The 21,788-nt window shown below is 59.6% G+C and carries 20 protein-coding genes; 10 read left to right on the top strand and 10 right to left on the bottom strand.

Translation table 11 applies throughout. From position 1 onward, the window contains the following. Positions 1-91: 91 nt before the first annotated feature. Positions 92-1,993, bottom strand: a complete 1,902-nt coding sequence (quiC, locus tag ACIOYV_RS25200) for a 3-dehydroshikimate dehydratase QuiC (RefSeq protein ID WP_401327994.1) — start codon at positions 1,991-1,993, stop codon at positions 92-94. 377 nt (positions 1,994-2,370) lie between these two features. On the opposite strand from quiC, the gene ACIOYV_RS25195 reads away from it, so the two are divergent. Then, complete coding sequence (locus ACIOYV_RS25195) at positions 2,371-3,687, top strand: MFS transporter (RefSeq protein ID WP_401328089.1); 1,317 nt, start codon at positions 2,371-2,373, stop codon at positions 3,685-3,687. Positions 3,688-3,797: 110 nt separating this feature from the next. Here the strand turns inward: ACIOYV_RS25195 and ACIOYV_RS25190 are convergent, their stop codons facing one another. Then, on the bottom strand, positions 3,798-4,676 hold the full coding sequence (locus tag ACIOYV_RS25190; protein ID WP_054052650.1) for a DMT family transporter: 879 nt from the start codon (positions 4,674-4,676) through the stop codon (positions 3,798-3,800). 260 nt (positions 4,677-4,936) lie between these two features. On the opposite strand from ACIOYV_RS25190, the gene ACIOYV_RS25185 reads away from it, so the two are divergent. Both ACIOYV_RS25185 and ACIOYV_RS25180 read left to right on the top strand, forming a co-directional pair. After that, positions 4,937-5,830, top strand: a complete 894-nt coding sequence (locus ACIOYV_RS25185; RefSeq protein WP_163911594.1) for a neutral zinc metallopeptidase — start codon at positions 4,937-4,939, stop codon at positions 5,828-5,830. Further along, positions 5,831-6,790 (top strand): alpha/beta hydrolase, encoded by a 960-nt coding sequence (locus tag ACIOYV_RS25180; RefSeq protein WP_401327990.1) that lies wholly within the window; start codon positions 5,831-5,833, stop codon positions 6,788-6,790. 119 nt (positions 6,791-6,909) lie between these two features. On the opposite strand, the gene ACIOYV_RS25175 is transcribed toward ACIOYV_RS25180, so the two are convergent. The 3 genes from ACIOYV_RS25175 to ACIOYV_RS25165 all read right to left on the bottom strand — a co-directional run bounded on the left by ACIOYV_RS25175 (position 6,910) and on the right by ACIOYV_RS25165 (position 9,045). Continuing rightward, positions 6,910-7,503 carry an HAD family hydrolase gene (locus ACIOYV_RS25175; RefSeq protein WP_401327987.1) on the bottom strand — a complete coding sequence of 198 codons (594 nt, stop codon included), beginning with the start codon at positions 7,501-7,503 and terminating at the stop codon, positions 6,910-6,912. Then, a complete protein-coding gene (gene tesB / locus ACIOYV_RS25170) occupies positions 7,500-8,369 on the bottom strand; it encodes an acyl-CoA thioesterase II (RefSeq protein WP_054052641.1) in 870 nt (289 codons plus the stop codon). The genes ACIOYV_RS25175 and tesB overlap by 4 nt, the downstream gene beginning before the upstream one ends. 106 nt (positions 8,370-8,475) lie before the next feature. Beyond that, a complete protein-coding gene (locus tag ACIOYV_RS25165) occupies positions 8,476-9,045 on the bottom strand; it encodes a GNAT family N-acetyltransferase (RefSeq protein ID WP_401327984.1) in 570 nt (189 codons plus the stop codon). 85 nt (positions 9,046-9,130) lie between these two features. Here ACIOYV_RS25165 and ACIOYV_RS25160 point away from each other — a divergent pair, with 85 nt between their 5' ends. Both ACIOYV_RS25160 and ACIOYV_RS25155 read left to right on the top strand, forming a co-directional pair. Continuing rightward, complete coding sequence (locus ACIOYV_RS25160; protein WP_401327981.1) at positions 9,131-10,051, top strand: histone deacetylase; 921 nt, start codon at positions 9,131-9,133, stop codon at positions 10,049-10,051. A 282-nt stretch (positions 10,052-10,333) separates the two neighbouring features. Continuing rightward, a complete protein-coding gene (locus ACIOYV_RS25155; RefSeq protein WP_401327978.1) occupies positions 10,334-11,575 on the top strand; it encodes a TIGR03862 family flavoprotein in 1,242 nt (413 codons plus the stop codon). A gap of 235 nt (positions 11,576-11,810) precedes the next feature. Here ACIOYV_RS25155 and ACIOYV_RS25150 read toward each other — a convergent pair whose 3' ends face one another. Beyond that, positions 11,811-13,145: a DEAD/DEAH box helicase gene (locus ACIOYV_RS25150; RefSeq protein WP_123404696.1), complete on the bottom strand. Its 1,335-nt coding sequence runs from the start codon at positions 13,143-13,145 to the stop codon at positions 11,811-11,813. Positions 13,146-13,197: 52 nt separating this feature from the next. Then, on the bottom strand, positions 13,198-14,124 hold the full coding sequence (gene yedA / locus ACIOYV_RS25145) for a drug/metabolite exporter YedA (RefSeq protein WP_401327975.1): 927 nt from the start codon (positions 14,122-14,124) through the stop codon (positions 13,198-13,200). A gap of 163 nt (positions 14,125-14,287) precedes the next feature. On the opposite strand from yedA, the gene ACIOYV_RS25140 reads away from it, so the two are divergent. Beyond that, positions 14,288-14,734, top strand: coding sequence for an Lrp/AsnC family transcriptional regulator (locus ACIOYV_RS25140; RefSeq protein ID WP_401327972.1), 447 nt, complete (start codon positions 14,288-14,290; stop codon positions 14,732-14,734). A gap of 288 nt (positions 14,735-15,022) precedes the next feature. Here the strand turns inward: ACIOYV_RS25140 and ACIOYV_RS25135 are convergent, their stop codons facing one another. The 3 genes from ACIOYV_RS25135 to ACIOYV_RS25125 form a co-directional block, all read right to left on the bottom strand. Continuing rightward, positions 15,023-15,634 carry a PolC-type DNA polymerase III gene (locus ACIOYV_RS25135; protein ID WP_054052626.1) on the bottom strand — a complete coding sequence of 204 codons (612 nt, stop codon included), beginning with the start codon at positions 15,632-15,634 and terminating at the stop codon, positions 15,023-15,025. A gap of 22 nt (positions 15,635-15,656) precedes the next feature. Beyond that, positions 15,657-16,136, bottom strand: a complete 480-nt coding sequence (locus tag ACIOYV_RS25130; RefSeq protein ID WP_054052625.1) for an NYN domain-containing protein — start codon at positions 16,134-16,136, stop codon at positions 15,657-15,659. 137 nt (positions 16,137-16,273) lie between these two features. Further along, positions 16,274-17,047, bottom strand: a complete 774-nt coding sequence (locus ACIOYV_RS25125; RefSeq protein ID WP_401327968.1) for a DUF2076 domain-containing protein — start codon at positions 17,045-17,047, stop codon at positions 16,274-16,276. A gap of 177 nt (positions 17,048-17,224) precedes the next feature. On the opposite strand from ACIOYV_RS25125, the gene ACIOYV_RS25120 reads away from it, so the two are divergent. The 4 genes from ACIOYV_RS25120 to ACIOYV_RS25105 all read left to right on the top strand — a co-directional run bounded on the left by ACIOYV_RS25120 (position 17,225) and on the right by ACIOYV_RS25105 (position 21,681). Beyond that, positions 17,225-17,899 carry a YciC family protein gene (locus tag ACIOYV_RS25120; protein ID WP_401327965.1) on the top strand — a complete coding sequence of 225 codons (675 nt, stop codon included), beginning with the start codon at positions 17,225-17,227 and terminating at the stop codon, positions 17,897-17,899. Positions 17,900-17,974: 75 nt separating this feature from the next. Next, positions 17,975-19,054 (top strand): endonuclease/exonuclease/phosphatase family protein, encoded by a 1,080-nt coding sequence (locus ACIOYV_RS25115; protein ID WP_401327962.1) that lies wholly within the window; start codon positions 17,975-17,977, stop codon positions 19,052-19,054. Between the two features lie 346 nt (positions 19,055-19,400). Further along, a complete protein-coding gene (locus ACIOYV_RS25110) occupies positions 19,401-20,075 on the top strand; it encodes a hypothetical protein (RefSeq protein ID WP_401327960.1) in 675 nt (224 codons plus the stop codon). Positions 20,076-20,223: 148 nt separating this feature from the next. Beyond that, positions 20,224-21,681, top strand: a complete 1,458-nt coding sequence (locus tag ACIOYV_RS25105) for an MFS transporter (protein WP_401327957.1) — start codon at positions 20,224-20,226, stop codon at positions 21,679-21,681. Positions 21,682-21,788: the final 107 nt, after the last annotated feature.

Below are 21,788 nucleotides of genomic sequence, written 5' to 3'. Positions count from 1 at the left end.
GGCCATCACTGCACAGGCTGGCGATTATGGGCCGCGCTGCACAGTGAAGGAAGTCGCGCGGCCGTGGTTTAACCCCGTGTTTACGATTTTCCTACAACTTTGCCTGACGTACGGCACCACTTCGGGATTTGGCCATGGCCGCCAGGCGCACCGCGACGTTGGCCGCACCGTAACCGGCGTAGCCGTTTTTGCGCTGGATGATTTCAAAGAAGAATCGCCCTTCGAACGGCTCGGTGTAAACGTGGAACAGCTCGCCACCCTGGGCATCACGGTCGTAGAGCACGTTGAAATACGCCAGTTCGCTGAGGAACTCGTCATCGAAATCAAACCGCGCGGCGAGGTCATCGTAATAGTTGAGCGGGATATCCAGCAGCGGCACGCCCGCCTCTTTCGCACGGCTGACCTCGGCAAAGATGTCGTCGCAGTCGAAGGCGATGTGATGCACCCCGGAGCCGCGATAACTCGACAGCGCGTGTGAGATCGCGGTGTTGCGGTTCTCGGAAATGTTCAGCGGCAAACGGATCGAACTGTCACGGCTGCGCAGCGCCCGGCTCTTCACCAGGCCGTAAGGATCGGGCAGCACCACCTCGTCGTCCGCCTCGAAATCCAGCAGGCTTTTATAGAACAGCACCCAACTGTCGAGACTGTCCGCCGGCAGCGCCATGGCCATGTGGTCGATGCGTTTCAAGCCGCCGCTGGCGGTCGCCGCCGGTTGCAGATTGAAATCGGTGCCGTAGACATCGGCATTCTGGTCCACCAGATAAATCAGGCTGCCGTCCGGTGCGCGCACCGCCGCCAGCTCCAGTTCGTTGGGGCCGACCAGTCCGCGATAAGGCTGGCCCTTGTAGGCCACGGCGCGTGCGAGTGCACTGGCGCTGTCGTTGACCCGAACGGCGGTGGCGCACAGCGACGGACCGTGGGCTTCGAAAAAGCTGTGGGCGAAAGAGTACGGTTCGGAGTTGAGGATCAGGTTGATATCGCCCTGGCGCAGCAGGCTGACGCTCTTCGAGCGATGCTGCCCGGCCTTGACGAAACCCAGCCGCTCCAGCCAATGCGAGAGCTTGGCACCGAGGCTTTCATCCACCGCGAACTCCAAAAACTCGATGCCGTTGTATTCACTGGCCTTGGGCGTTTCGAACAGGATGTCGACATTGGCCACAGGCTTGGCTTCCTGCGCCAGACGCTGGCGGGTTTTCTCCTCCAGGTACAGCAACGAGCGCAAACCGTCGGCGGCATTGGCCCGTGGCGGCGCGGCGCGGAAACCGTCGTTGAAGATCTCCAGCGACAGCGGCCCGGTGTAGCCACTCTTGATGATCGGCGCGAGGAAACCCGCCAGATCGAATTCGCCTTGGCCCGGGAAGCAGCGGAAATGCCGACTCCACTCCAGCACGTCCATAGCGAGGATCGGTGCGTCGGCCATTTGCACGAAGAAGATTTTGTCGCCGGGAATCTCGGCGATGGCGCTCGGATCGCCCTTCAGCGACAGCGTGTGAAAACTGTCCAGCAGCACACCGAGGCTCGGATGATCCGCCTGGCGCACGATGTTCCACACCTGTTGATAAGTATTGACGTGACGGCCCCAGGCCAGCGCTTCGTAACCGATACGCAAACCGCGAATGCTGGCGCGTTCGGCCAGCAGGTGCAGATCATCGATCAGGATTCGTTCATCACCGAGGGAATCGGCTGACGCGTTGCTGCACACCAGCACCAGGTCGGTGCCGAGCTCCTGCATCAAGTCGAACTTGCGCTCGGCCCGTTCCAGGTTACGCGGCAGACGATCGCGGCGGCAGCCTTCGAAATCGCGGAAGGGTTGAAACAGCGTGATGGCGATCCCGAGATCGGCGCACATCTGTCTAATTTCCCGGGGGCTGCCGTCGTAGTAGAGAAGGTCATTCTCGAAAATCTCCACCCCGTCAAACCCGGCGGCGGCGATGGCTTCGAGTTTTTCCGGCAGGGTACCGCTCAAGGAAACGGTGGCAATGGAACGTTGCATATCTCGACTCCCGGTGGTGGAGATCATCTTGTCAGGGGGCATTGCACACGTCCTTTGTAGGAGCGAGGCTTGCCCGCGATGGCGAATTTGAGGAAGCCATCGCGGGCAAGCCTTGCTCCTACAGGGATCGCATTTTCTTGGAGTAAATTATTGGCTCCAAGCTCCCACACAGCAATTCAAAGTGTACTAGCCAGTTAGTTTTATGTGCGATTATCGAACACAATGACCCTTGGCGAATTGACGATTTTTTGTCCACTGCCCAACATCCACTGCACATTGAGTCCGGTCATCAACCGCCGAGGCTCGGTTACCAAAGACCTAGAACACCACATAAAAATAATCGGGTGGCCTACATGACTCCTTCTCAAAGCTCTCCCATGGAGCGTTCCTCCATGACTCCTGCCTCCGGTGGCATCGGCGACAAAATCCGCGGCGCCATGGCCGTCGGCAAAACCCGTTGGGGCATGCTGGCACTGGTGTTTTTTGCCACCACCCTGAACTACATCGACCGCGCCGCACTCGGCGTCATGCAGCCCATCCTGGCCAAGGAAATGAGCTGGACGGCGATGGATTACGCCAACATCAACTTCTGGTTTCAGGTCGGCTACGCCATCGGCTTCGTGCTGCAAGGCCGGTTGATCGACCGGGTCGGCGTCAAGCGCGTGTTCTTTTGCGCGGTGCTGCTGTGGAGCCTGGCCACCGGCGCCCACGGCCTGGCGACGTCGGCTGCAGGCTTCATGGTCTGTCGATTTATTCTCGGTTTGACCGAAGCCGCGAACTACCCGGCCTGTGTGAAAACCACCCGGTTGTGGTTCCCGGCCGGCGAGCGGGCCGTGGCCACCGGCATTTTCAATGCCGGCACCAACGTCGGCGCGATGTTCACGCCAATGCTGTTGCCACTGATCCTCCACGCATGGGGCTGGCAGGCAGCGTTCCTGTGCATGTCGGCACTGGGCGGGATCTGGTTGCTGTTCTGGGCCTTGAAGTACTTCAACCCGGAAGACCATCCGAGCGTCAAACAATCGGAACTGGACTACATCCAGAAGGAAGTCGAGCCGGAACAATCCCGCGTATCGTTCTCCACCATCCTGCGCATGCGGGGCACCTGGGCATTCGCCCTCGCCTACTCAATGACCGCGCCGGTATTCTGGTTCTACCTTTATTGGCTGCCACCGTTCCTCAATCAGCAATACAACCTGGGCATCAACGTGACCCAGATGGGCATCCCGCTGATCATCATTTACCTGACGGCAGACTTCGGCAGTGTCGGCGGCGGGATCCTGTCCTCATTCCTGATCGGTCGCGGGATCAACCCGATCAAGGCGCGGCTGATGTCCATGTTCCTGTTCGCCTGCTGCATCATCGGCGTGATCATGGCGGCCGGATCGAGCAACCTGTGGGTCGCGGTGGCCGCCATTTCCCTGGCCATCGGTGCGCACCAGGCCTGGACCGCGAACATCTGGAGCCTGGTGATGGACTACACGCCTAAACACATGATGAGCACCGTGTTTGGTTTCGGTGGGATGTGTGCGGCGATTGGCGGGATGTTCATGACGCAGTTGGTCGGGCACATCCTGACGGCCACCAATAACAACTACACCGTGCTGTTCACCATGATCCCGGCGATGTACTTCATCGCGCTGATCTGGATGTACTTCATGGCACCGCGCAAGATTCCTACCGTCACTGACTAAAACACCACCCTCCCTGTGGGAGCGAGCCTGCTCGCGAAAGCTATCGATCAGTCAAAGTAAATGTCGACTGACACAACGCCTTCGCGAGCAGGCTCGCTCCCACAGTTCGTTCAGCGTCGGCTCTGCTGCCAAGCCGCCGCCAGCCCGCTGCAACAAATCACCGCAATCCCGACCACCGTGGTCAGCGTCGGCGTGTGGGAAAACAGCAACCAGCCGAGCAGCCCGGCAAACACAATCTGACAGTAACCAAACGGCGCCAGCAGCGCCGGGGCGGCGTAGCGGAAGGCCTGGGTCAGGAACAAATGCGCGGTCATCCCGCAGCTCCCCAACGCCAGCATCAACAACCCATGACCGAGAGTCGGCACCTGCCAGAAGAACGGCACCAGCGCGCTCATCACCAGGGTGTTGCACAACCCGGCGAAGAAGTTGCTGGTGGTCGGGCTGTCGATCTGGCTGAGCTTGCGGGTGAGCAACTGATAGAAACAGAAAAACATCGCCGAGCAGAACGGCAACAAAATCGCCGGGGTGAACAGTTCGCCGCCAGGGTGGACGATGATCAGCACGCCGATAAAACCGCAAATCACTGCGATCCATTGGCCACGAGTGACGTGTTCCTTGAGCAACGGTACCGACAACGCGGTGACCAACACCGGCGCAAGAAAGTTGACCGCCGTGGCTTCGGCCAAGGGGATGTACAACAAACCGGTGGTGAAAAACAGACTGGTGCCCAGCAGGCACAACGCCCGCGCCAACTGCAGCAAAGGTCGCTTGGTGCGTAGGACGCGCAACCCCGACTGCGGTAGAAAAATCCCGGCCATCAACAAGGTGTGCACCAGGTAACGGGCCCAGACCACCATGATGATCGGGTAGAAACCGGAGAGGTATTTGGACAGCGCGTCATGGCTGGAAAACAGGAACGTCGCGGCAACGATCAGCAATATCCCTTTGAAGGGTTTGTTTACACCGGAGAGGGGGGTGCTGATGGTCATGGAAATCCTTTGGAATTTTAATTCCAACAATTTAGAACCTGGTTCCAGATTCTTACACAGGCGAACGAAAAAAGTGTGCGAACAACGCCCTGCTTCCGTCTCTGGGACAAATACCCGGCGCCTGACGGAATTTGCCGCGCGATTGACGCTCAATACAACGCTGTAGTTTTCTGGTTAACGTTGAAATATGGACGACCGGACTGGCGCCGCACCTACACACCAACAACACTCATCACCACGTACACATCGAGGATTCCCACATGCTATGGAAAAAAGGCCGACGCAGCGACAACGTGGTCGATGCCCGAGGTGATGATGCCGGCGGTGGCGGCGGCGGGATGCGCTTCGGCGGCGGCAAGGGCCTGAGCCTGACGGCGATCCTGTTGATTGTCGGGATCGGCTGGATCACCGGCCAGGACCCGATGCAGATCCTCGGACAACTGACCGGGCAAATGACCGAGCAATCGGCACCGGCCACGAACCAGACCCGCAAGGCGCCACCGGCGAATGATCAGCAAGCCGAGTTCGTGCGCTCGATCCTCGGTGATACCGAGGACACCTGGGGCCAGATTTTCCAACAGGCCGGCAAGCAGTACAAAAACCCGACCCTGGTGCTGTTCAGCAACCGGGTGAACTCGGCGTGCGGCCTGGCCACTTCCGCGACCGGCCCGTTCTACTGCCCGGCCGACCAGAAGGTCTACCTGGACATGGCGTTCTTCCAGGAAATGTCGCAGCGTTTTTCCGCCGCCGGCGACTTCGCCCAGGCCTACGTGATCGCTCACGAAGTCGGACACCATGTTCAGACCTTGCTCGGCGTTTCCGCGAAAATTCAGACCGCTCGCCAGCAAGGTCGGCAGATGGAAGGCGATGGTGGTTTACTGGTGCGTCAGGAACTCCAGGCCGATTGCCTGGCCGGGGTCTGGGCCAACAATGCGCAGAAGCGTCTGAACTGGCTGGAACCCGGTGACATCGAGGAAGCCCTGAACGCCGCCAACGCGATTGGCGATGACCGTTTGCAGCAGCAAGGTCAGGGCCGCGTTGTACCGGACTCCTTTACCCATGGCACGTCAGCGCAAAGGGTGCGCTGGTTCAAAACCGGTTTCGCCCAGGGCCAGGTCGGCCAGTGCGATACCTTTGCGGCGAAAAATCTGTAAATGCATAAATGGTTGTTGGTGTTGTTGATCGCCTGCGCGAGTGCCCAGGCTGACGAGCACGGGGTTAAAGAGATCAGCCCCGGGCGCCTATTGTTGAAAGAAGGTGAGATGGCGGTGGGCATGGGCCCGGCGCCGGCGAAAATCGAGCGGGTGCTGATCATCATCCATGGGCGATTGCGCAACGCCGAGACCTACCGTCGCAGCGCCGAGAAGGCGGCTGAAGCGGCTGGGCAAAGCGCGAACACGCTGGTGATCGCCCCGCAGTTTCTCAATGAAACCGACATCACCCGCCATCCCGTGGCGGACAGTGTGTTGCGCTGGAAGGGGAATGACTGGATGGCCGGCGGGGTATCCACCGCGCCATTTGCCCTGAGTTCGTTCGCCGCCCTCGACCAAATCATCGACCGGCTCAGCGACCGCCGGCAATTTCCGGACGTGAAGCAAATCGTCATCGCCGGTCACTCCGGTGGCGGCCAGGTGGTGCAGCGCTACGCACTGCTGGCCCACGACCAACCGGCGCTCACGGCGGCCGGGGTGAAAATCCGCTATGTGGTGGCCAACCCGTCGTCCTACGCCTACTTCAACGAGCAGCGGCCGGTAGCGTTCGACCATGCGCGCTGCACCGGTTTCAATCGCTGGAAGTATGGTCTGACAGACCTGCCCATCTATGCCAGTGGGCAAACGGCGCCGCAGATTGAGAGCGTTTACATCAAGCGTGATGTGACTTATCTGCTGGGGCAGCAGGACACCGACCCGCAGCACCCGGCGCTGGACAAGGGTTGCGAAGCGGAAGCCCAAGGGGCGTATCGCCTGGCTCGCGGGCATAACTTTTTTGATTATTTGCTGCGGCGAAATCCACAAGGGGTGAATCAGCGCCTGATCGAAGTGCCTGGGGTCGGGCATAACGGGGATGGGATGTTTACGTCGCCTGAGGGGCAGAAGGTGTTGTTCAGTCAGTGAGTTTTTGTGTTGCCTGACAGGGCCTCTTCGCGGGCAAGCCTCGCTCCTACAATTGGAAATGCATTCCCCTGTAGGAGCGAGGCTTGCCCGCGAAGACAATTAACCAGACACCAAACCACTCAAGCGAAAAGCATCCGCCGCAACTCAACACAATCCGCCGCATGCCAATCCGCCAACTCCGGCCACGGGTTATCCGGCAAATTCACCAACACCGTCCGCGCCCCTGCCGCCCGACCGCAATCCAGGTCAAAGCGGTAATCACCGACCATCACCATCTCGCTCGCCGGCACATTCCAGGCTTCGGCCAATTTCAATAAACCACCGGGATGCGGCTTGGGCGGCGCTTCGTCACGACCCAACACATCCTCCACCGCAAAGCAGTCCGCCAGGCCGATGGCTTCCAGGGTCACATGCGCCAGTTCGCGAGCATTGCGCGTGAGGATGCCGAGGCGATAACCGCGCCCGGCCAGTTCGCGCACCAGCTCCACCGCACCGGGTGCCGGTTTCGAGCCCAGCGCCAGGTCCCGTTCATGCTCCAGCAACCACGCATGTTTGGCGGCGGCTTCTGCGGCAGGCAGCGCGGCGAGGTGGGTCAGGATGTCGTCTTCGGCCGGGATCGCCAGCGCCACGCGGATCGCCGCGAAGTCATGCACGGCCACCGTCAGGGTGCCGTCCATGTCGAACACCCAGTGCCGCACCTCGGCCAGGCTCATGCCCAATCCTTGCGATGGCGAATCAGGCCTTCCTGAGTGACCGACGCCACCAGTTGCCCGGCACGGTTAAACACACTGCCGCGAGAGAAACCACGAGAGTTACCGGCCCACGGACTGTCCATCGCATAGAGCAGCCAGTCATCGGCGCGCAGGTCGGAATGGAACCACAACGCGTGGTCGAGGCTGGCGACCTGCATGTCTTTCTGCCACACCGATTTGCCGTGAGGCAGCAACGAGGTAGTCAGCAGCCCGAAGTCCGAGGCGTAAGCCAACAGGTACTTGTGCAGCGCTGGCGAATCGGCCAAGGCACCGTCGGCACGAAACCAGACGTACTTGATCGGGTCAGCGGCTTGGGGGTTGTAGGGATCTTTCTCGGTCACCGGGCGGACTTCGATCGGTTTCGGGCAGAGCAATTTTTCGCGCATGTGCTCCGGGATCAAATGCGCGCGTTGTTGAGTCAGTTCCAATTCCGAAGGCAGGTTTTCCGGGCCGACCACTTGCGGCATTTCGGTCTGATGCTGGAAGCCTTCTTCGTCGTACTGGAAGGACGCGCTGCAGGTGAAAATCGGGTTGCCCTTCTGGATCGCCGTCACCCGGCGAGTGCTGAAACTGCCGCCATCGCGCACCCGGTCCACCTGATACACAACCGGCAACTTGGCATCGCCCGGGCGCAGGAAATAACCGTGCATCGAGTGCACATGGCGCGCCTCTTCAACGGTCTGACTGGCCGCCGACAGGGACTGACCGAGCACCTGGCCGCCGAACAACTGACGGAAACCCAGGTCCTGGCTGCGGCCACGGAACAGGTTTTCTTCAATCGGTTCCAGGGTCAGCAGGTCTACCAGATCTTCCAATACTTGGCTCATTCAGGCTCTCCTCACACAAAGCAATGCCGCGCAGTCTTGGCTGCGGCGGTCGATTCAGTTAATGGCCCAGGCCAACATGGCGACCATTGTAAACGTCCGCGCCGGCTTATCCATGCAAGGTTTGCAGCCATTGTTCACGGGTGATGCGGTACAGGACATGGTGACGCAGCGGATGCTCGGGTGCGAGCTTCGGGTGGTCGAAGTCATCGGCTGAATCATGCTGCATGCCGATGGCCTGCATGACTTTCTCCGACGGCAGATTGGCTTGCGCGGTGAACGCGACGACCTCTTTCAGCGCCAACCGGTCAAAGCCGCAGCGCAGAGCGGTCCACGCCGCTTCACTGGCGTAACCCAGGCCCCAGTGCTCGCGGGCCAGGCGCCAGCCGATTTCGGTGGCCGGGGTGAAAGGCGCGTCAAAACCGACCACACCCAATCCGGTAAAGCCGATAAAAGCGCCAGTGTCCTTGCGCTCCAATGCCCAGAGGCCAAAACCGTGCTCGGCAAAGTGCCCGCGAATGCGTCCGATCAGCGACGCACTTTCCAGTCGGCTCAAGGGCTCGGGGAAATAACGCATCACCTGCGGATCGGCACACATCGCCGCAAACTCCGGCAAATCCTCATCGGTCCATTGCCGCAACAGCAAGCGTGCGCTTTCAAGTTCCAGTATCGGCTCCATTGTGCCCCTCCAATTCCATACTCCGAGTCTACATCGCTGGTAGGATCCTTCACTCATCCCACCTGCATTCCTACACAAATCAGCCATGCCCCTGCCATTGATCTACCACGAAGACTACAGCCCCGATTTCCCGGCGGAGCATCGCTTCCCCATGGACAAGTTTCGCCTGCTGCGCGACCACCTGGTGGACAGCGGCCTGGTCCGGGACGCCGACCTGCTGCGCCCGGAACTGTGTCCGGCAGAGATTCTCGCCCTCGCACATGACCCTGCGTATATCGAACGCTATATGAGCGGCGAGTTGTCCCGCGAAGACCAGCGGCGCCTCGGCCTGCCGTGGAACGAAGCCCTGGCCCGGCGCACGGTGCGGGCGGTCGGCGGTTCATTGCTGGCGGCCGAGCAGGCGCTGGAACATGGTCTGGCCTGTCACCTGGCCGGCGGCACGCACCACGCGCACTACGACTATCCGGCCGGGTTCTGCATCTTCAATGACCTGGCGGTGATCAGCCATTACCTGCTGGAAAGCGGTCGTGTGAATCGGGTGCTGATCTTCGATTGCGACGTGCACCAGGGCGACGGGACTGCACGGATCCTGCACAACACCCCGGACGCGGTGACCGTTTCCCTGCATTGCGAAAAGAATTTTCCTGCACGCAAAGCCGAAAGCGACTGGGACATTCCGTTGCCCAAGGGCATGGGCGATGCGGATTATTTGAAGGTGGTGGACGACGCACTCAACTATTTGCTGCCGCTCTATCAACCGGACCTGGTGCTGTATGACGCGGGTGTCGATGTGCATAAGGATGACGCGCTGGGCTACCTGAAGCTGACCGACGAAGGCGTCGCCGCCCGGGACGAAAGCGTGATGCGCCACTGCCTGGGCCGCGATATTCCGGTAGTCGGCGTGATCGGCGGCGGCTACAGCAAGGACCGCCAGGCCCTGGCCCGCCGTCATGGCATCCTCCATCACAGCGCACAACGGGTGTGGCAGTCATCAGGTTGTCATTGAGGTATGAATCTTTACCCACAATGCCTGTGGAACTGCCTGTGGATAACCTGAGTGAAAGGGCCTGCAGCCCAGGCTGCATATAGCTTACAGAGCGCTGGCTGTTTTTTGATCACACTTTTCCAAACACCACAAACCCCCTGTGGGAGCGGGCTTGCTCGCGAATGCGGTGTATCAGGCAACATTAATATCGACTGACCCACCCTCTTCGCGAGCAAGCCCGCTCCCACAGGGAATGGTGCTGATAGAATGCGCCGCTAATCCAGCCATACCGCAGCGCATGCCATGACCCAGCCCTCGACTTCCCTCCCCCCGCACGTCGCCATCATCGGCGGCGGCCCTGCCGGCCTGATGGCCGCCGAGGTCCTGAGCCAGGCCGGAATCAAAGTCGATCTGTACGACGGCATGCCCTCCGTAGGGCGAAAATTCCTGCTGGCCGGCGTCGGCGGCATGAACATCACCCACTCCGAAGCCTACCCGGCGTTCCTCTCGCGCTACGCCGAACGGGCGCCGCAAATCGCCCCGCTGCTAAGGGCATTCGGCGCCGATGAATTGTGCCAGTGGATTCATGACCTGGGCATCGAAACCTTTGTCGGCAGCTCTGGCCGGGTTTTTCCTACGGACATGAAAGCCGCTCCCCTACTCCGTGCCTGGCTAAAACGCCTGCGCGATGCCGGTGTCGTTATCCACACCCGCCATCGCTGGCTCGGCTGGAATGAGCACGGTGATTTGCGTATCGCCAGTCCTGACGGTGAAATCACCGTCAAACCCGACGCCACCCTGCTCGCCCTCGGCGGCGGCAGTTGGTCGCGCCTTGGCTCGGACGGCGCGTGGATGCTGCCACTGGAACAGCGCGGCGTAGGACTAATGCCGCTGCAACCGAGCAATTGCGGCTTCGAGGTGCAGGCCTGGAGCGAATTGATGGTCAGCAAATTCGCTGGCGCGCCGCTGAAAAATATCGCGATTGGCCTGAATGACGACATCCCACGCCTTGGGGAATGTGTGATCACTGCCACGGGGATTGAAGGCAGTTTGATCTATGCACTGTCGGCGCCGATTCGCGAAGCCATCAATCAGCACGGTTCAGCGACCATTCATATCGACCTGTTGCCGGGCCGGCCTGTGGATAAAGTTGAGGTTGCGCTGAAGAAACCGCGCGGCTCGCGATCGATGTCCAAGCACCTGCACAGTCAGCTTGGAATCGATGGCGTGAAAGCGGCGTTGCTAAGAGAGTTGACGGCGTCCGAGTGCTTTTCCGATCCGGCGTTGCTGGCCAACGCGATCAAGGCGATGCCACTGACGCTGGTGAAAACCCGTCCACTGGATGAAGCCATCAGCAGCGCGGGTGGAGTGAAGTTTGAGTCGATGGATGAGCGTCTGATGCTCAAGCAACTGCCGGGCGTGTTCTGCGCGGGGGAAATGCTGGACTGGGAAGCGCCGACGGGGGGCTATTTGCTGACGGGGTGTTTTGCCAGCGGGCGTGCGGCGGGGTTCGGGATGGTGGAGTGGTTGAAGCGTAAGGCTTGAAGACTGCGGCGCGCCCTTCGCGAGCAGGCTCGCTCCCACACTGGATCTTCATATGACACAGATCAAATGTGGGAGTGAGCCTGCTCGCGAAGGCGTCTTAGCAGGCGCCGCGACTTATTGATCGTTCCTACGCTCCGCGTGGGAATGCAGCCCGGGCCGCTCCGCGTCCCAACAGCGGACGCAGAGCGTCCATTGAGGCATTCCCACGCAGAGCGTGGGAACGATCATCACTGGATCAAGGCTTCTTCTTACGCGGCCCAGTGTTAAACACCGGCACTTTGCGCACAGGTTTGATCGAAGGCTCCACCGCCGAAGCGTCCCCGCTCTCAACCCACTTACCCAAATTGCGCTTACCGCCACCGGAGGTCTTTGGCTTCTTCGGTTTCTTCGGCTTCTTCACCACCTGACCACTGGAATCGGTATCCGGCACCCGATGCTCAGGCTCGAAATCCTGTTCCGTCTGGCGGGTCAATGTCTGACGGGTCAACATCTCGATGGCCGACAGCTGATTCACTTCATCCGCGCACACCAGGGAAATTGCCTCACCGGTAGCACCCGCACGCCCGGTACGACCGATGCGGTGGATGTAGTCCTCGGCCACGATCGGCAAGTCGAAGTTGACCACCAACGGCAGATCTTCAATGTCCAGGCCACGGGCCGCAACGTCGGTGGCGACCAGAATCTGAATTTCACTGGCCTTGAACCGATCCAGCGCCCGCTGACGCGTAGCTTGAGGTTTGTCGCCGTGGATGCCGTCGGCATTGATGCCCAGGCCCTGGAGTTTTTCCACCAGCGCGTCGACGCCGTTGCGGGTCTTGGCGAACACCAGCACCTGTTTCCACTTGCCCTTGCGCAGCAAATGAATGAACAGCTCCGGCTTGCGCTTCTTGTCCACCACCACGACCCATTGCTTGACGGTGTTGGCGGCAACGTTGCGCGGGCTGACTTCGATGCTCAGCGGATCGTTGAGCATTTGCCCGGCCAGCAAGCGAATCGCGTCGGAGAAGGTCGCGGAGAACAGCAGCGTCTGACGTTGCTTCGGCAACACGCGGTAAATATTCCCCAGTTCCTCGGAGAAACCCAGATCGAGCATGCGATCGGCTTCGTCGAGAATCAGAGTTTGCAGTTGATTGAACTTGAGGGCCTTCTGGCGATACAGGTCGAGCAAACGACCCGGAGTCGCCACCAGCACGTCGACACCTTTGCGCAGCTTCATCATCTGCGGGTTGATGCTGACGCCGCCGTACACTGCGTAAGTGCTAAGCGGCAGGTTCTCGGCGTACTGACGCACGGCTTCGTGAACCTGTTCGGCCAGTTCGCGGGTCGGCACCAGGATCAGGGCGCGCACCGAGTTGGAGGCAACTTTCGGCCCTTCCATGGCCAGCAACTGCAGCAGCGGCAGCGCGAAACCGGCAGTTTTGCCGGTGCCGGTCTGGGCCGCAGCCATCAGGTCGCGACCGGCCAGCACCGCCGGAATGGCTTGCGCCTGGACCGGCGTAGGCGTCTGGTAGCCGAGCGTCTCAAGAGAGCGCAGCAAAGGTTCGATCAGGCCAAGGGAGGCGAAAGTCATGGGATTACCGTAGGAAAAATCAGAGCGGATAGGCGATGGCGCGCAGTTTACCCTAATTCACACGGGATTCTGTCGGCGCCACCGCCGCAGGTCGCACCGGAGCTCGTCGCCACTGTGGCAAACCGATCAAGACCACAGCACTGATGATCACCGCCATGGCAATCGCCTCTTCAATACCAATGGTCTCGCCGACAAACACAATGCCCAGCAACACCGCCACCGCCGGGTTGACGTAGGCATAACTGGTGGCCGCCGCCGGACGCACGTTTTTCAACAGGTACATGTAGGCGTTGAAGGCAATGATCGAACCGAAGCCGATCAGGTAAGCCAACGCGGCCCAGCCTTCCATCGGCGGCAGACTGTCCAGGTGTTCGCCGCTGACCGCGCTGCCGATCAGCAACACCACGCCGCCCACCAGCATTTCCACGGCACTCGCCATCGCGCCTTGGGGCAACGGCAAGTGTTTGCTCCACACCGAGCCGAAGGCCCAGGTCGCGGCGGCAAACACCAGCAACGCCGCGCCCAACGGGCTCGATTGCAGGTTGGAGCCGAGGTTGAGCATGGCGATGCCGATCAGCCCGAGCACAATCCCGGCCCATTCGAGACGGGTATTACGCGCACCCCAGAAATATCCGCACAGCAAGGTAAACAACGGCACCGTCGCCACCGCCAGTGCGGCAACGCCGGACGCCACCCCGGTGTGCTCGGCCACGCTGACCGCGCCGTTACCGAAACTGAGCAGCAAAATCCCGATGATCCCCGCCGCTTTCCACTGCGCCCAGGTCGGTGCCGGCGCCCCGCGCCAACGCAGGAACGCGTACATCAGCGTCCCGGCAATCACAAAGCGAATGCCGCCGAGCATCAACGGCGGCCAGTACTGCACGCCGATGCGAATGACCAGATAAGTCGAGCCCCAAATCACGTACAACGCGAAGAATGCGGCGATCAACGGCAAGGGAAAGCGACGTAAGCCAGGCATGGGGCAGCTCATAGGCAGGACAAGGAGATCGAATATTCTAGAAAGGCCAGGCGCTAAAAATAAGTTACAAAACCTGTTTATAGCGCCGGTACACTTTTCAAAGCACGGAGATCTGCGCGATAAACCGTGCTTTCGAAAGTCATGTCATTTTCAGGAATTTACGATGGACAAGTACGACCGCATGCTCCTCAGCGCCCTGTTGGAAAACGGTCGGGCGTCCTACGCCGAACTGGCGCGCAAAGTGAATCTCTCCGCCCCGGCCGTCGCCGAGCGCGTGGCCAAACTTGAGGCCTCCGGGGTGATTACCGGTTATCAGGCGACAGTCGACATGTCGAAAATCGGCCTGCCGATCCAGTGCGTGATCGAACTGCGCCTGAACCAGCACGGCAATCAAAAGGCCTACGACGACCTGATCAAAATCCCGCAATTGACTGAATGCCATCGGGTCACCGGTGATCCGTGCGTGATCATGCAAGCGGCGGTGGGGTCGATGCCGGAGCTGGAAGAGTTGATCAATCGGATTGCCAAGTTCGGGTTCAGCAAGACGTCGATTGTGCTGTCCAGCGCGATAGAAAAGCGCGTGCCGTTGGGGCAGTTGGAAGGGAAATAGTGAGGCGGATGACGCCTTCGCGGGCAAGCCTCGCTCCTACGGATTTATGTTGTTCTCGATATTCGGGTTCGCCTCGATCCTGTAGGAGCGAGGCTTGCCCGCGAAGCGATCTATCAAACGCCGCTATACCCGGCCGCCAACAAACACCGCATGTCTTTAAAACGAACCCCGGCTTGCTCGCGAAGGCGTCGGCACATCCAACATCAATGTGACAGACACACCGCTTTCGCGAGCAAGCCCGCTCCCACAGGGGATTTGTGTTGTGTCAGGGGATTGTTGGGGTATCAGTCAGAACCCGCGATGGCGCTTGAGGTGTTCATTGATCTTCGCCGCCGGCACTTTCTGCAAGCTGACCAGCAGATCATGCGACAGCTCGCGCAGCCCATGCTGCTGGCGCAGTTGCTCTGCCAAATGCGTCGTCAGGTTGGCGGCCATTTCCGCATCCGCCATGGCCCGGTGAGCCTTGCCGGTGTTGGGCAGACTGGCGAACGTGGTAAGGGTGCCGAGTTTGTGATTTGGCGCAGCCGGCATCAACCGACGGGCCAGCAACAGCGAACAGGCAAAGTTCTGCAACCGCGTACGTTTGATCCGGCCCAGTTCAAAATCCCAGAACTTCTGGTCGAACGCGGCGTTGTGCGCCAGCAATGGGGTGATGCCGACGAACTCGTTCACCTCGTTCATCACCTGCTCGGCCGACGGTGCGGTGCGCAGCATGGCGTTGCTGATGCCGGTGAGTTGTTCGATGAAGGCCGGTACGCGCACGCCAGCGTTCATCAGGCTTTGGTAACGCTCGACAATGCGTCCCTGTTCAAGGATCACCACGGCAATTTCCGTGGCCCGGCAGCTGCTGCTCGGGGAGATCCCGGTGGTTTCAAAGTCGATGACTGCTATGCGTTCCAAACCTGTTTCAACTCCGTATAAATCAATTCTTGAGCAGCAACGCGCCTTCGATCGGCACGTAGCGGCTGGCGGCGCGGATCAGCGAGTTGGCCGTCAGGCCCGGCACGCCATAGGCCACCGCTTGCACGCCGTGCTTGCTGATGATGCGCTCCAGCAGCATGTCGAAATCACCGTCGCCGGAGGCCAGCACCACTTCGTCGACGTGGTCGGCGGCGTCCATGATGTCGAGGGTGATGCCCACGTCCCAATCGCCTTTGGCCGAGCCGTCGCTGCGCTGGATGTAGGGCTTGAGCTTCACGATGAAGCCGAGGTTGCGCAGGATCTGCTGGAACTGTTGCTGCTTGCTGTCACCACGATCGATGGCGTATGCATACGCCTCGACGATCTCGCCCTGCTTGCTGATATCAGCCCACAGCGCGGCATAGTTGAAGTGGCAACCATAGGCCTGACGCACGGTGTAATAGAGGTTTTGAACGTCGGCGAACACTGCGATTTTCTTCATCGCATTTTCCCTCTTGGCGCACAGGCGCAGGCTTGAATCCGGCACGAGGCCCGAAAAGTCGCCCAGTATGCCAGCCCGAAGGATTGTTCCGCGAATAATCGGCCCGGGGCACGTGCGCGCCCCGGACGAGTGGTGGGTCAGACGAAGGAGTCGTCGTCATCGCCGCCGAAGAATGACGAGCTGTCATCGCTGTAGTCGGCGTCAGTGAAATTGCCCTGATCGTTGGAATCGTTGCCGGCCACATTCTGGTCGTTGTTCCAGTCGTTGCCGCTGTGGTCGTTGACCTGGGCTGGCTCTTCCTTGATGACTTCGACGATTTCCTGCGGTTGCTGGTTGCTGTGGAACAGGCTGCTGATGCCCTGTGCCAGCATCACGCCACCAGCCACGCCAGCAGCGGTTTTCAGTGCGCCACCGAGGAAGCCGCTACCGACCGGCGCTTGCTGTTGCGGCGCGTAGTTTTGCTGCGGGGCGCCGTAGTTCTGTTGTGGTGCACCGAGGTTCTGCTGTGGCGGCTGCGAGTTGAACGACGGCCGTGCCGGCTCACGCCAGCCGCCAGTGGATGGCGGAGCACTTTGCGTCGGCGCAGGCTGCGGATCGCGGGAGCCGCCACCGAAGATGCTCGACAGGAAACCGCCACTGCTCGGCGCCGGCGCGGAAGCCTTGGCCTGTTGCAATTCGGCCTGCAACTGCTGGATTTGCTGGGCTTGCTGCTTGTTCTGTTCGTCGAGGCTTTTGATCGCAGCCTCTTGCACCAGAATCGCCTGGGTCATGAAATAGCCCGCGGCGGGCTGGCGAGTCAGGTGCTCCTTGATCCGCGCCTCGGCCTGGGCGTCACGCGGGGCTGAATCCGTTTCGGCCTGTTGCAGCCGGGAAAACAGTCCATCGATCAGGGTTTGTTCTTCGCTGTTCATGGCGACCTCGTAGATTGCCGGGAATATCGTCGTCCTCATCCACGGTGGATAAGGTGCCTCTCAGTTATGGGGCTGATACAGGATGTTTCAATGCTCTTTACCGAACGTTTACGTTTGCGCCCCCCAGCGCTTCATCGGTTAAAGTGTGGGACTGCTTTTAACCTGCGATACCGACTGATGAATCCGTTCGATGTGCTGCGTGACTCCTTGTATTTCTTCAAGCGCAATCTGGGCCAGATCGTGCAACTGTGCCTGCCGCTGGTGATGTTCGAAGCGTTCTTGCAACAAATGGTCGACAATACCGCCGGCCCGGACGGTTTCCCCGGTTACAGCGTGATCGTCGGTTTGCTGGTGTATCCGCTGTACACCGCAGCGCTGATTCTGTTTCTCGACGCTCGCAGCCGTGGCGAATCGCCGCGCATCCGCGACCTGCTCGCCACTTCCGCCACCTTGTGGCCACGCTTCGCCCTGCTCACGGCGCTCAACACGCTGCTGATTCTGCTGGGCCTGTCGCTGTACTTCCTGCCGGGTATCTGGCTGATGGTGACCCTGGCTTTCGCCGAGTACCTGCTGGTGCTGCGCGGCATGGGTCCGTTGGCGGCGATGAAGGAAAGCCTGCGCCTGACTCGCGGCCATTTCCTGCGCATCCTGGTGTGCATCCTCGCGGTGATGGCGCCGTTGTGGCTGCTCAAGGGTGCCAGTCTGGAGATGTACCCGGAGCCACAAAATCCGGTGCTTGGCTTGCTGATCGACAGCGCCCACAGCTTCCTGCAACTGTTCACCAGCGTGGTGCTGTTCCGCCTGTTCATGTTGATCGGCGAAGTGCCTGACAAAACCGATAGACCCATCTGACCGCTCTACCCTTGGGCGCGGACGCCGCTCTCGGGTATGCTCGGGATCATCTTTGTAACGCTATAAGCCGAGCCAATGACCCGTCTACTGCGCTACACCCTGCTGGGCCTGCTGATTATCCTCGGTCTGGTGGGCCTGTTGATCTACAGCGTCACGTGGCGGCCCGAAGCCAGGGAAGTGTTGCCCGTCAGTTGCAATGCCAAGGCGCCCACCCTGGTGCCCGGGCAGGCCTTGAAAGTGATGACCTGGAACGTCCAGTACCTGGCGGGTAAACGCTATGTGTTCTGGAACGACTTGGCCCAGGGCGACGACGAAAAACCCACCCTCGAAGACATGGCCTTCAGCCTCGATGAAGTGGCGCGGGTGATTCGCGACGAGCAGCCGGACATGGTCCTGCTGCAAGAACTGGATGACGGCGCCAAGGCCAGCGATTATCAGAATCAGTTCAAACTGTTGCAGGAACGAGTCGCCGACCTATACCCCTGCAGCGCCCACGCCTTCGACTGGAAGGCTGACTTCGTCCCTGAGCCGCACATCTTCGGCAGCGTCGGCCGGCAACTGGCCACCCTGAGCCGTTACCAGATCGAACATGCCGAACGCCTGCAACTGCCAGTGGCGCCCGCCAACTTCATCAGCCGTCAGTTCAAACCGAAAAATGCCTTGCTCGTGACGTACCTGCCGTTGAGCGATGGCGGGCAGATCGCGGTGCTCAACACGCATCTGGACCGTGTCCGCCAACCCGATGACACCCTGCAAGCGCAGGTGACGGCGGTGGCCAAGGCCCTCGACAAATACGAGGGTCGCGGCACGCCTTGGTTGATCGGCGGTGACTTCAATCTCTTGCCATTGGGTCAGTACCGACGCCTGCCCGCCGAGCAGCGCACGCCCTACTCCGCCGACAGCGCCCTGCATGTGCTGTGGGACAAATACCCGATGATCCCCACCAACAATGAAGCCAGCGGCGTCGATCGGGCGCAGTGGCTCACGCATTACCCGAACGACCCTGGCTTGAATGGTCCGGACCGGACGGTTGATTACCTGTTTTACAGTCCACGGATCAAACGGGTCGAAGCAACGGTGCGGCAGGACGATACGTTGCGGATTTCAGATCATTTGCCGGTGATTGCACGGTTTTTGTTGCCGGCAGCGCCGTAGAACCCTTCGGCTGTTCCAGCCAAAAATGATGACCACCCGCGGCCCCCGACATCTGCACCTGCCTGTTGCAGGCTGGGGAACTGCGGCCATCTGCGGTCAACAATAGTGAATAAATATTCAATAATTACCCGCTAAAAAATAAATACGTGTCGGTATTTATGTGAAAAATCTCCGACAAATCTGCCTGGAGCCCAATAAAACCGGGCGATCATCGCCAAACACCCTCCTCGTACACATCTTGACATATTGAATGCTCAGTCATATGTTCATCGCCAGCTGGATCTATTGGATCCAATAAACTCTGGTCAGCGCGACCCACCCAGCGGCTGACTCGAGGAACATGGACGTGTATTCATTGGAAGCAGTCGGCATGACGACCCCAAGCTATTACGGAAAATGGCAGGAAGGCTGGTACCTGTGCGCCAGCCTGACGACGGTGGTATTGGCTGTCACCCTGGCAATCGGGGTCGCTCAGCCTGATGTGGTGGGAGTGCGCGCGGTGGCTGTATTCTCCGCACGTTTTGCACTGGTGCTGTTTTGCACGGCATTCGCAGCTTCCGCGCTGCACACACTATGGCCGGCACCTCGCACCCACTGGTTGAAACGTAACCGGCGCTACCTGGGGGTGGCCTTCGCTGCCGCGCACACCGTGCACATGGCAGCGGTCATCGCATTCGCCATCGCAGCACCCGCGCTGTTCGATACGGCTAAACCACCCTTCGCCTTCAGCATCCTCGGCGCCATCGGCTACCTGTTCATGTATGCGATGGTCGCCACGTCGTTCGATCGAACCGCTGCGTGGCTGGGGAAATCCGCCTGGAAATGGCTGCATCGGGTAGGAAGTTACTATCTCTGGTCGATGTTCATTTCTGCATTCACCATTTACACCCTACATCGACCTACCGTGGAACTTCACGTCGTCCTTTGCGTAAGTCTGTTAGTCATTGCAATCAGTTTGCGAAGTGTGGCGGCCTGGATCCGGCGCTCACAACTTAAGGTACAAGGCGCCGCTGCACGTTAAAGCGTTTTTCGCTGTCGGCAAGTTGTCATTCGTACATTCGATAAATGTCAATTCTCGTTAATCGATAATTGCAGGGAGCTTACCCGTGTCTCTTACGCACCGATCTAAAAATAATATAGCCCTGGCGGCTATTTGCCTCGCGTCCCTCATGTTTGGCCTGGAGATATCCAGCGTGCCGGTTATTCTGCCGGGACTGGAAACAGTCTTGCAGGCTGACTTTAAACAAATGCAATGGATCATGAATGCCTACACCATTGCCTGCACAACCATCATGATGGCCACCGGAACACTGGCCGACCGATTTGGCCGTCGGCGTGTGTTCATTATCAGTATCCTGGCGTTTGGCATCACTTCATTGATTTGCGGCATGGCCCAGAACGTGGCGGTGCTCATCGCCAGTCGTTTCCTCCAGGGACTGGCGGGTGGCGCGATGCTTATCGCCCAGGTCGCCATCCTCTCCCATCAATTCCAGGAAGGGCGCGAGCGCAGTAAAGCCTTCGGCGTCTGGGGCATCGTGTTTGGTGTCGGCCTTGGTTTCGGCCCGATCATTGGTGGCATGATCCTCGCCGTTTCCAACTGGCAGTGGGTATTTCTGGTTCACGTGCTGATCGCTGTGGTGACCCTGCTGCTGGTGTTCGTCGGTGTCACGGAATCCCGGGATCCACAGGCCAGGAAGCTGGACAGCATGGGGATTGTCACCTTGTCACTGGCAGTATTCGGCCTGGCGTACTTCATTACCCAAGGCCCGACCCTGGGCTTTGACAGCCCGCAGTCATTGGGTGTGCTGGCCGCGACGCTGATCAGTTTTGCGCTGTTTCTGTATGCCGAGAAGACCCATCCCCACCCGATGTTCGACTTCTCGGTGTTCAAGATTCGGAATTTTTCGGGTGCGCTGATGGGTTCGATCGGCATGAATTTCAGCTTCTGGCCGTTCATGATCTACCTGCCCATCTACTTCCAGAGCGGACTGGGCTACGACCCGGTCATGGCGGGTCTGGCCTTGCTCGCTTATACCTTGCCGACCCTGGTATTCCCGCCCGTCGGTGAGCGCCTGGCCCTGCGCTACCGCCCAGGCATTGTGATTCCTTGCGGGCTGTTCACCATCGGCCTGGGCTTTATGCTGATGAAGTTTGGCAGCAGCCTGGAACACGCCAGTTGGTTGACCATGCTGCCTGGCTGCCTGGTGGCCGGTATCGGCCTGGGCATCACCAACACACCGGTGACCAACTCCACCACCGGTTCCGTAGACAGCAGCCGTGCCGGCATGGCATCGGGCATCGATATGAGTGCCCGCATGATTTCACTGGCCATCAATATTGCATTGATGGGGCTTATTCTTTCCCAAGCTGTTTATACGCAGTTGAAACAACTGTTACCGGGCTCCGTCGACAGCACTCACTTGCGTGCGTTAGCGGAATCCGTTGCGGCCGGCAGTACGTTTATCAGCCCGACACTTAATGCCGTATTACCCTCGACAGCCATGCATGACGCATTAACTCATGGGTTTGGCATCCTGATGTTATATGGCGGTATTAGTGTGTGGTTACTGGCAGCCATCAGCGTCTTTATATTTGCACCCGCTAAACGCGTACTGGCAACAAACTAAGTTTTATATATACAAACACGCTATTTAAAAGATCGGCCTCCGTTGATTCAACGGAGGCTGTTCGTGTGCGCGTGTGCCGCGGTCATACACAATAAAAATACAGGGAG

It is taken from the genome of Pseudomonas sp. NPDC087342, assembly GCF_044744265.1.
GTDB lineage: Bacteria > Pseudomonadota > Gammaproteobacteria > Pseudomonadales > Pseudomonadaceae > Aquipseudomonas > Aquipseudomonas nunensis.
This window is presented reverse-complemented; position numbering and strand designations above follow the sequence as displayed.

Bases quoted from the DNA above. Each gene is read 5' to 3' on its own strand.
- ACIOYV_RS25140 (WP_401327972.1), top strand. From the start codon at position 14,288: ATGGACAAGTACGACCGCATGCTCCTCAGCGCCCTGTTGGAAAACGGT.
- tesB (WP_054052641.1), bottom strand. From the start codon at position 8,369: ATGAGCCAAGTATTGGAAGATCTGGTAGACCTGCTGACCCTGGAACCG.
- ACIOYV_RS25115 (WP_401327962.1), top strand. From the start codon at position 17,975: ATGACCCGTCTACTGCGCTACACCCTGCTGGGCCTGCTGATTATCCTC.
- ACIOYV_RS25130 (WP_054052625.1), bottom strand. From the start codon at position 16,136: ATGAAGAAAATCGCAGTGTTCGCCGACGTTCAAAACCTCTATTACACC.
- ACIOYV_RS25175 (WP_401327987.1), bottom strand. From the start codon at position 7,503: ATGAGCCTGGCCGAGGTGCGGCACTGGGTGTTCGACATGGACGGCACC.
- yedA (WP_401327975.1), bottom strand. From the start codon at position 14,124: ATGCCTGGCTTACGTCGCTTTCCCTTGCCGTTGATCGCCGCATTCTTC.
- ACIOYV_RS25160 (WP_401327981.1), top strand. From the start codon at position 9,131: ATGCCCCTGCCATTGATCTACCACGAAGACTACAGCCCCGATTTCCCG.
- ACIOYV_RS25165 (WP_401327984.1), bottom strand. From the start codon at position 9,045: ATGGAGCCGATACTGGAACTTGAAAGCGCACGCTTGCTGTTGCGGCAA.
- ACIOYV_RS25105 (WP_401327957.1), top strand. From the start codon at position 20,224: ATGTTTGGCCTGGAGATATCCAGCGTGCCGGTTATTCTGCCGGGACTG.
- ACIOYV_RS25190 (WP_054052650.1), bottom strand. From the start codon at position 4,676: ATGACCATCAGCACCCCCCTCTCCGGTGTAAACAAACCCTTCAAAGGG.
- ACIOYV_RS25195 (WP_401328089.1), top strand. From the start codon at position 2,371: ATGGAGCGTTCCTCCATGACTCCTGCCTCCGGTGGCATCGGCGACAAA.
- ACIOYV_RS25180 (WP_401327990.1), top strand. From the start codon at position 5,831: ATGCATAAATGGTTGTTGGTGTTGTTGATCGCCTGCGCGAGTGCCCAG.
- ACIOYV_RS25125 (WP_401327968.1), bottom strand. From the start codon at position 17,047: ATGAACAGCGAAGAACAAACCCTGATCGATGGACTGTTTTCCCGGCTG.
- ACIOYV_RS25150 (WP_123404696.1), bottom strand. From the start codon at position 13,145: ATGACTTTCGCCTCCCTTGGCCTGATCGAACCTTTGCTGCGCTCTCTT.
- ACIOYV_RS25155 (WP_401327978.1), top strand. From the start codon at position 10,334: ATGACCCAGCCCTCGACTTCCCTCCCCCCGCACGTCGCCATCATCGGC.
- quiC (WP_401327994.1), bottom strand. From the start codon at position 1,993: ATGCAACGTTCCATTGCCACCGTTTCCTTGAGCGGTACCCTGCCGGAA.
- ACIOYV_RS25120 (WP_401327965.1), top strand. From the start codon at position 17,225: ATGAATCCGTTCGATGTGCTGCGTGACTCCTTGTATTTCTTCAAGCGC.
- ACIOYV_RS25185 (WP_163911594.1), top strand. From the start codon at position 4,937: ATGCTATGGAAAAAAGGCCGACGCAGCGACAACGTGGTCGATGCCCGA.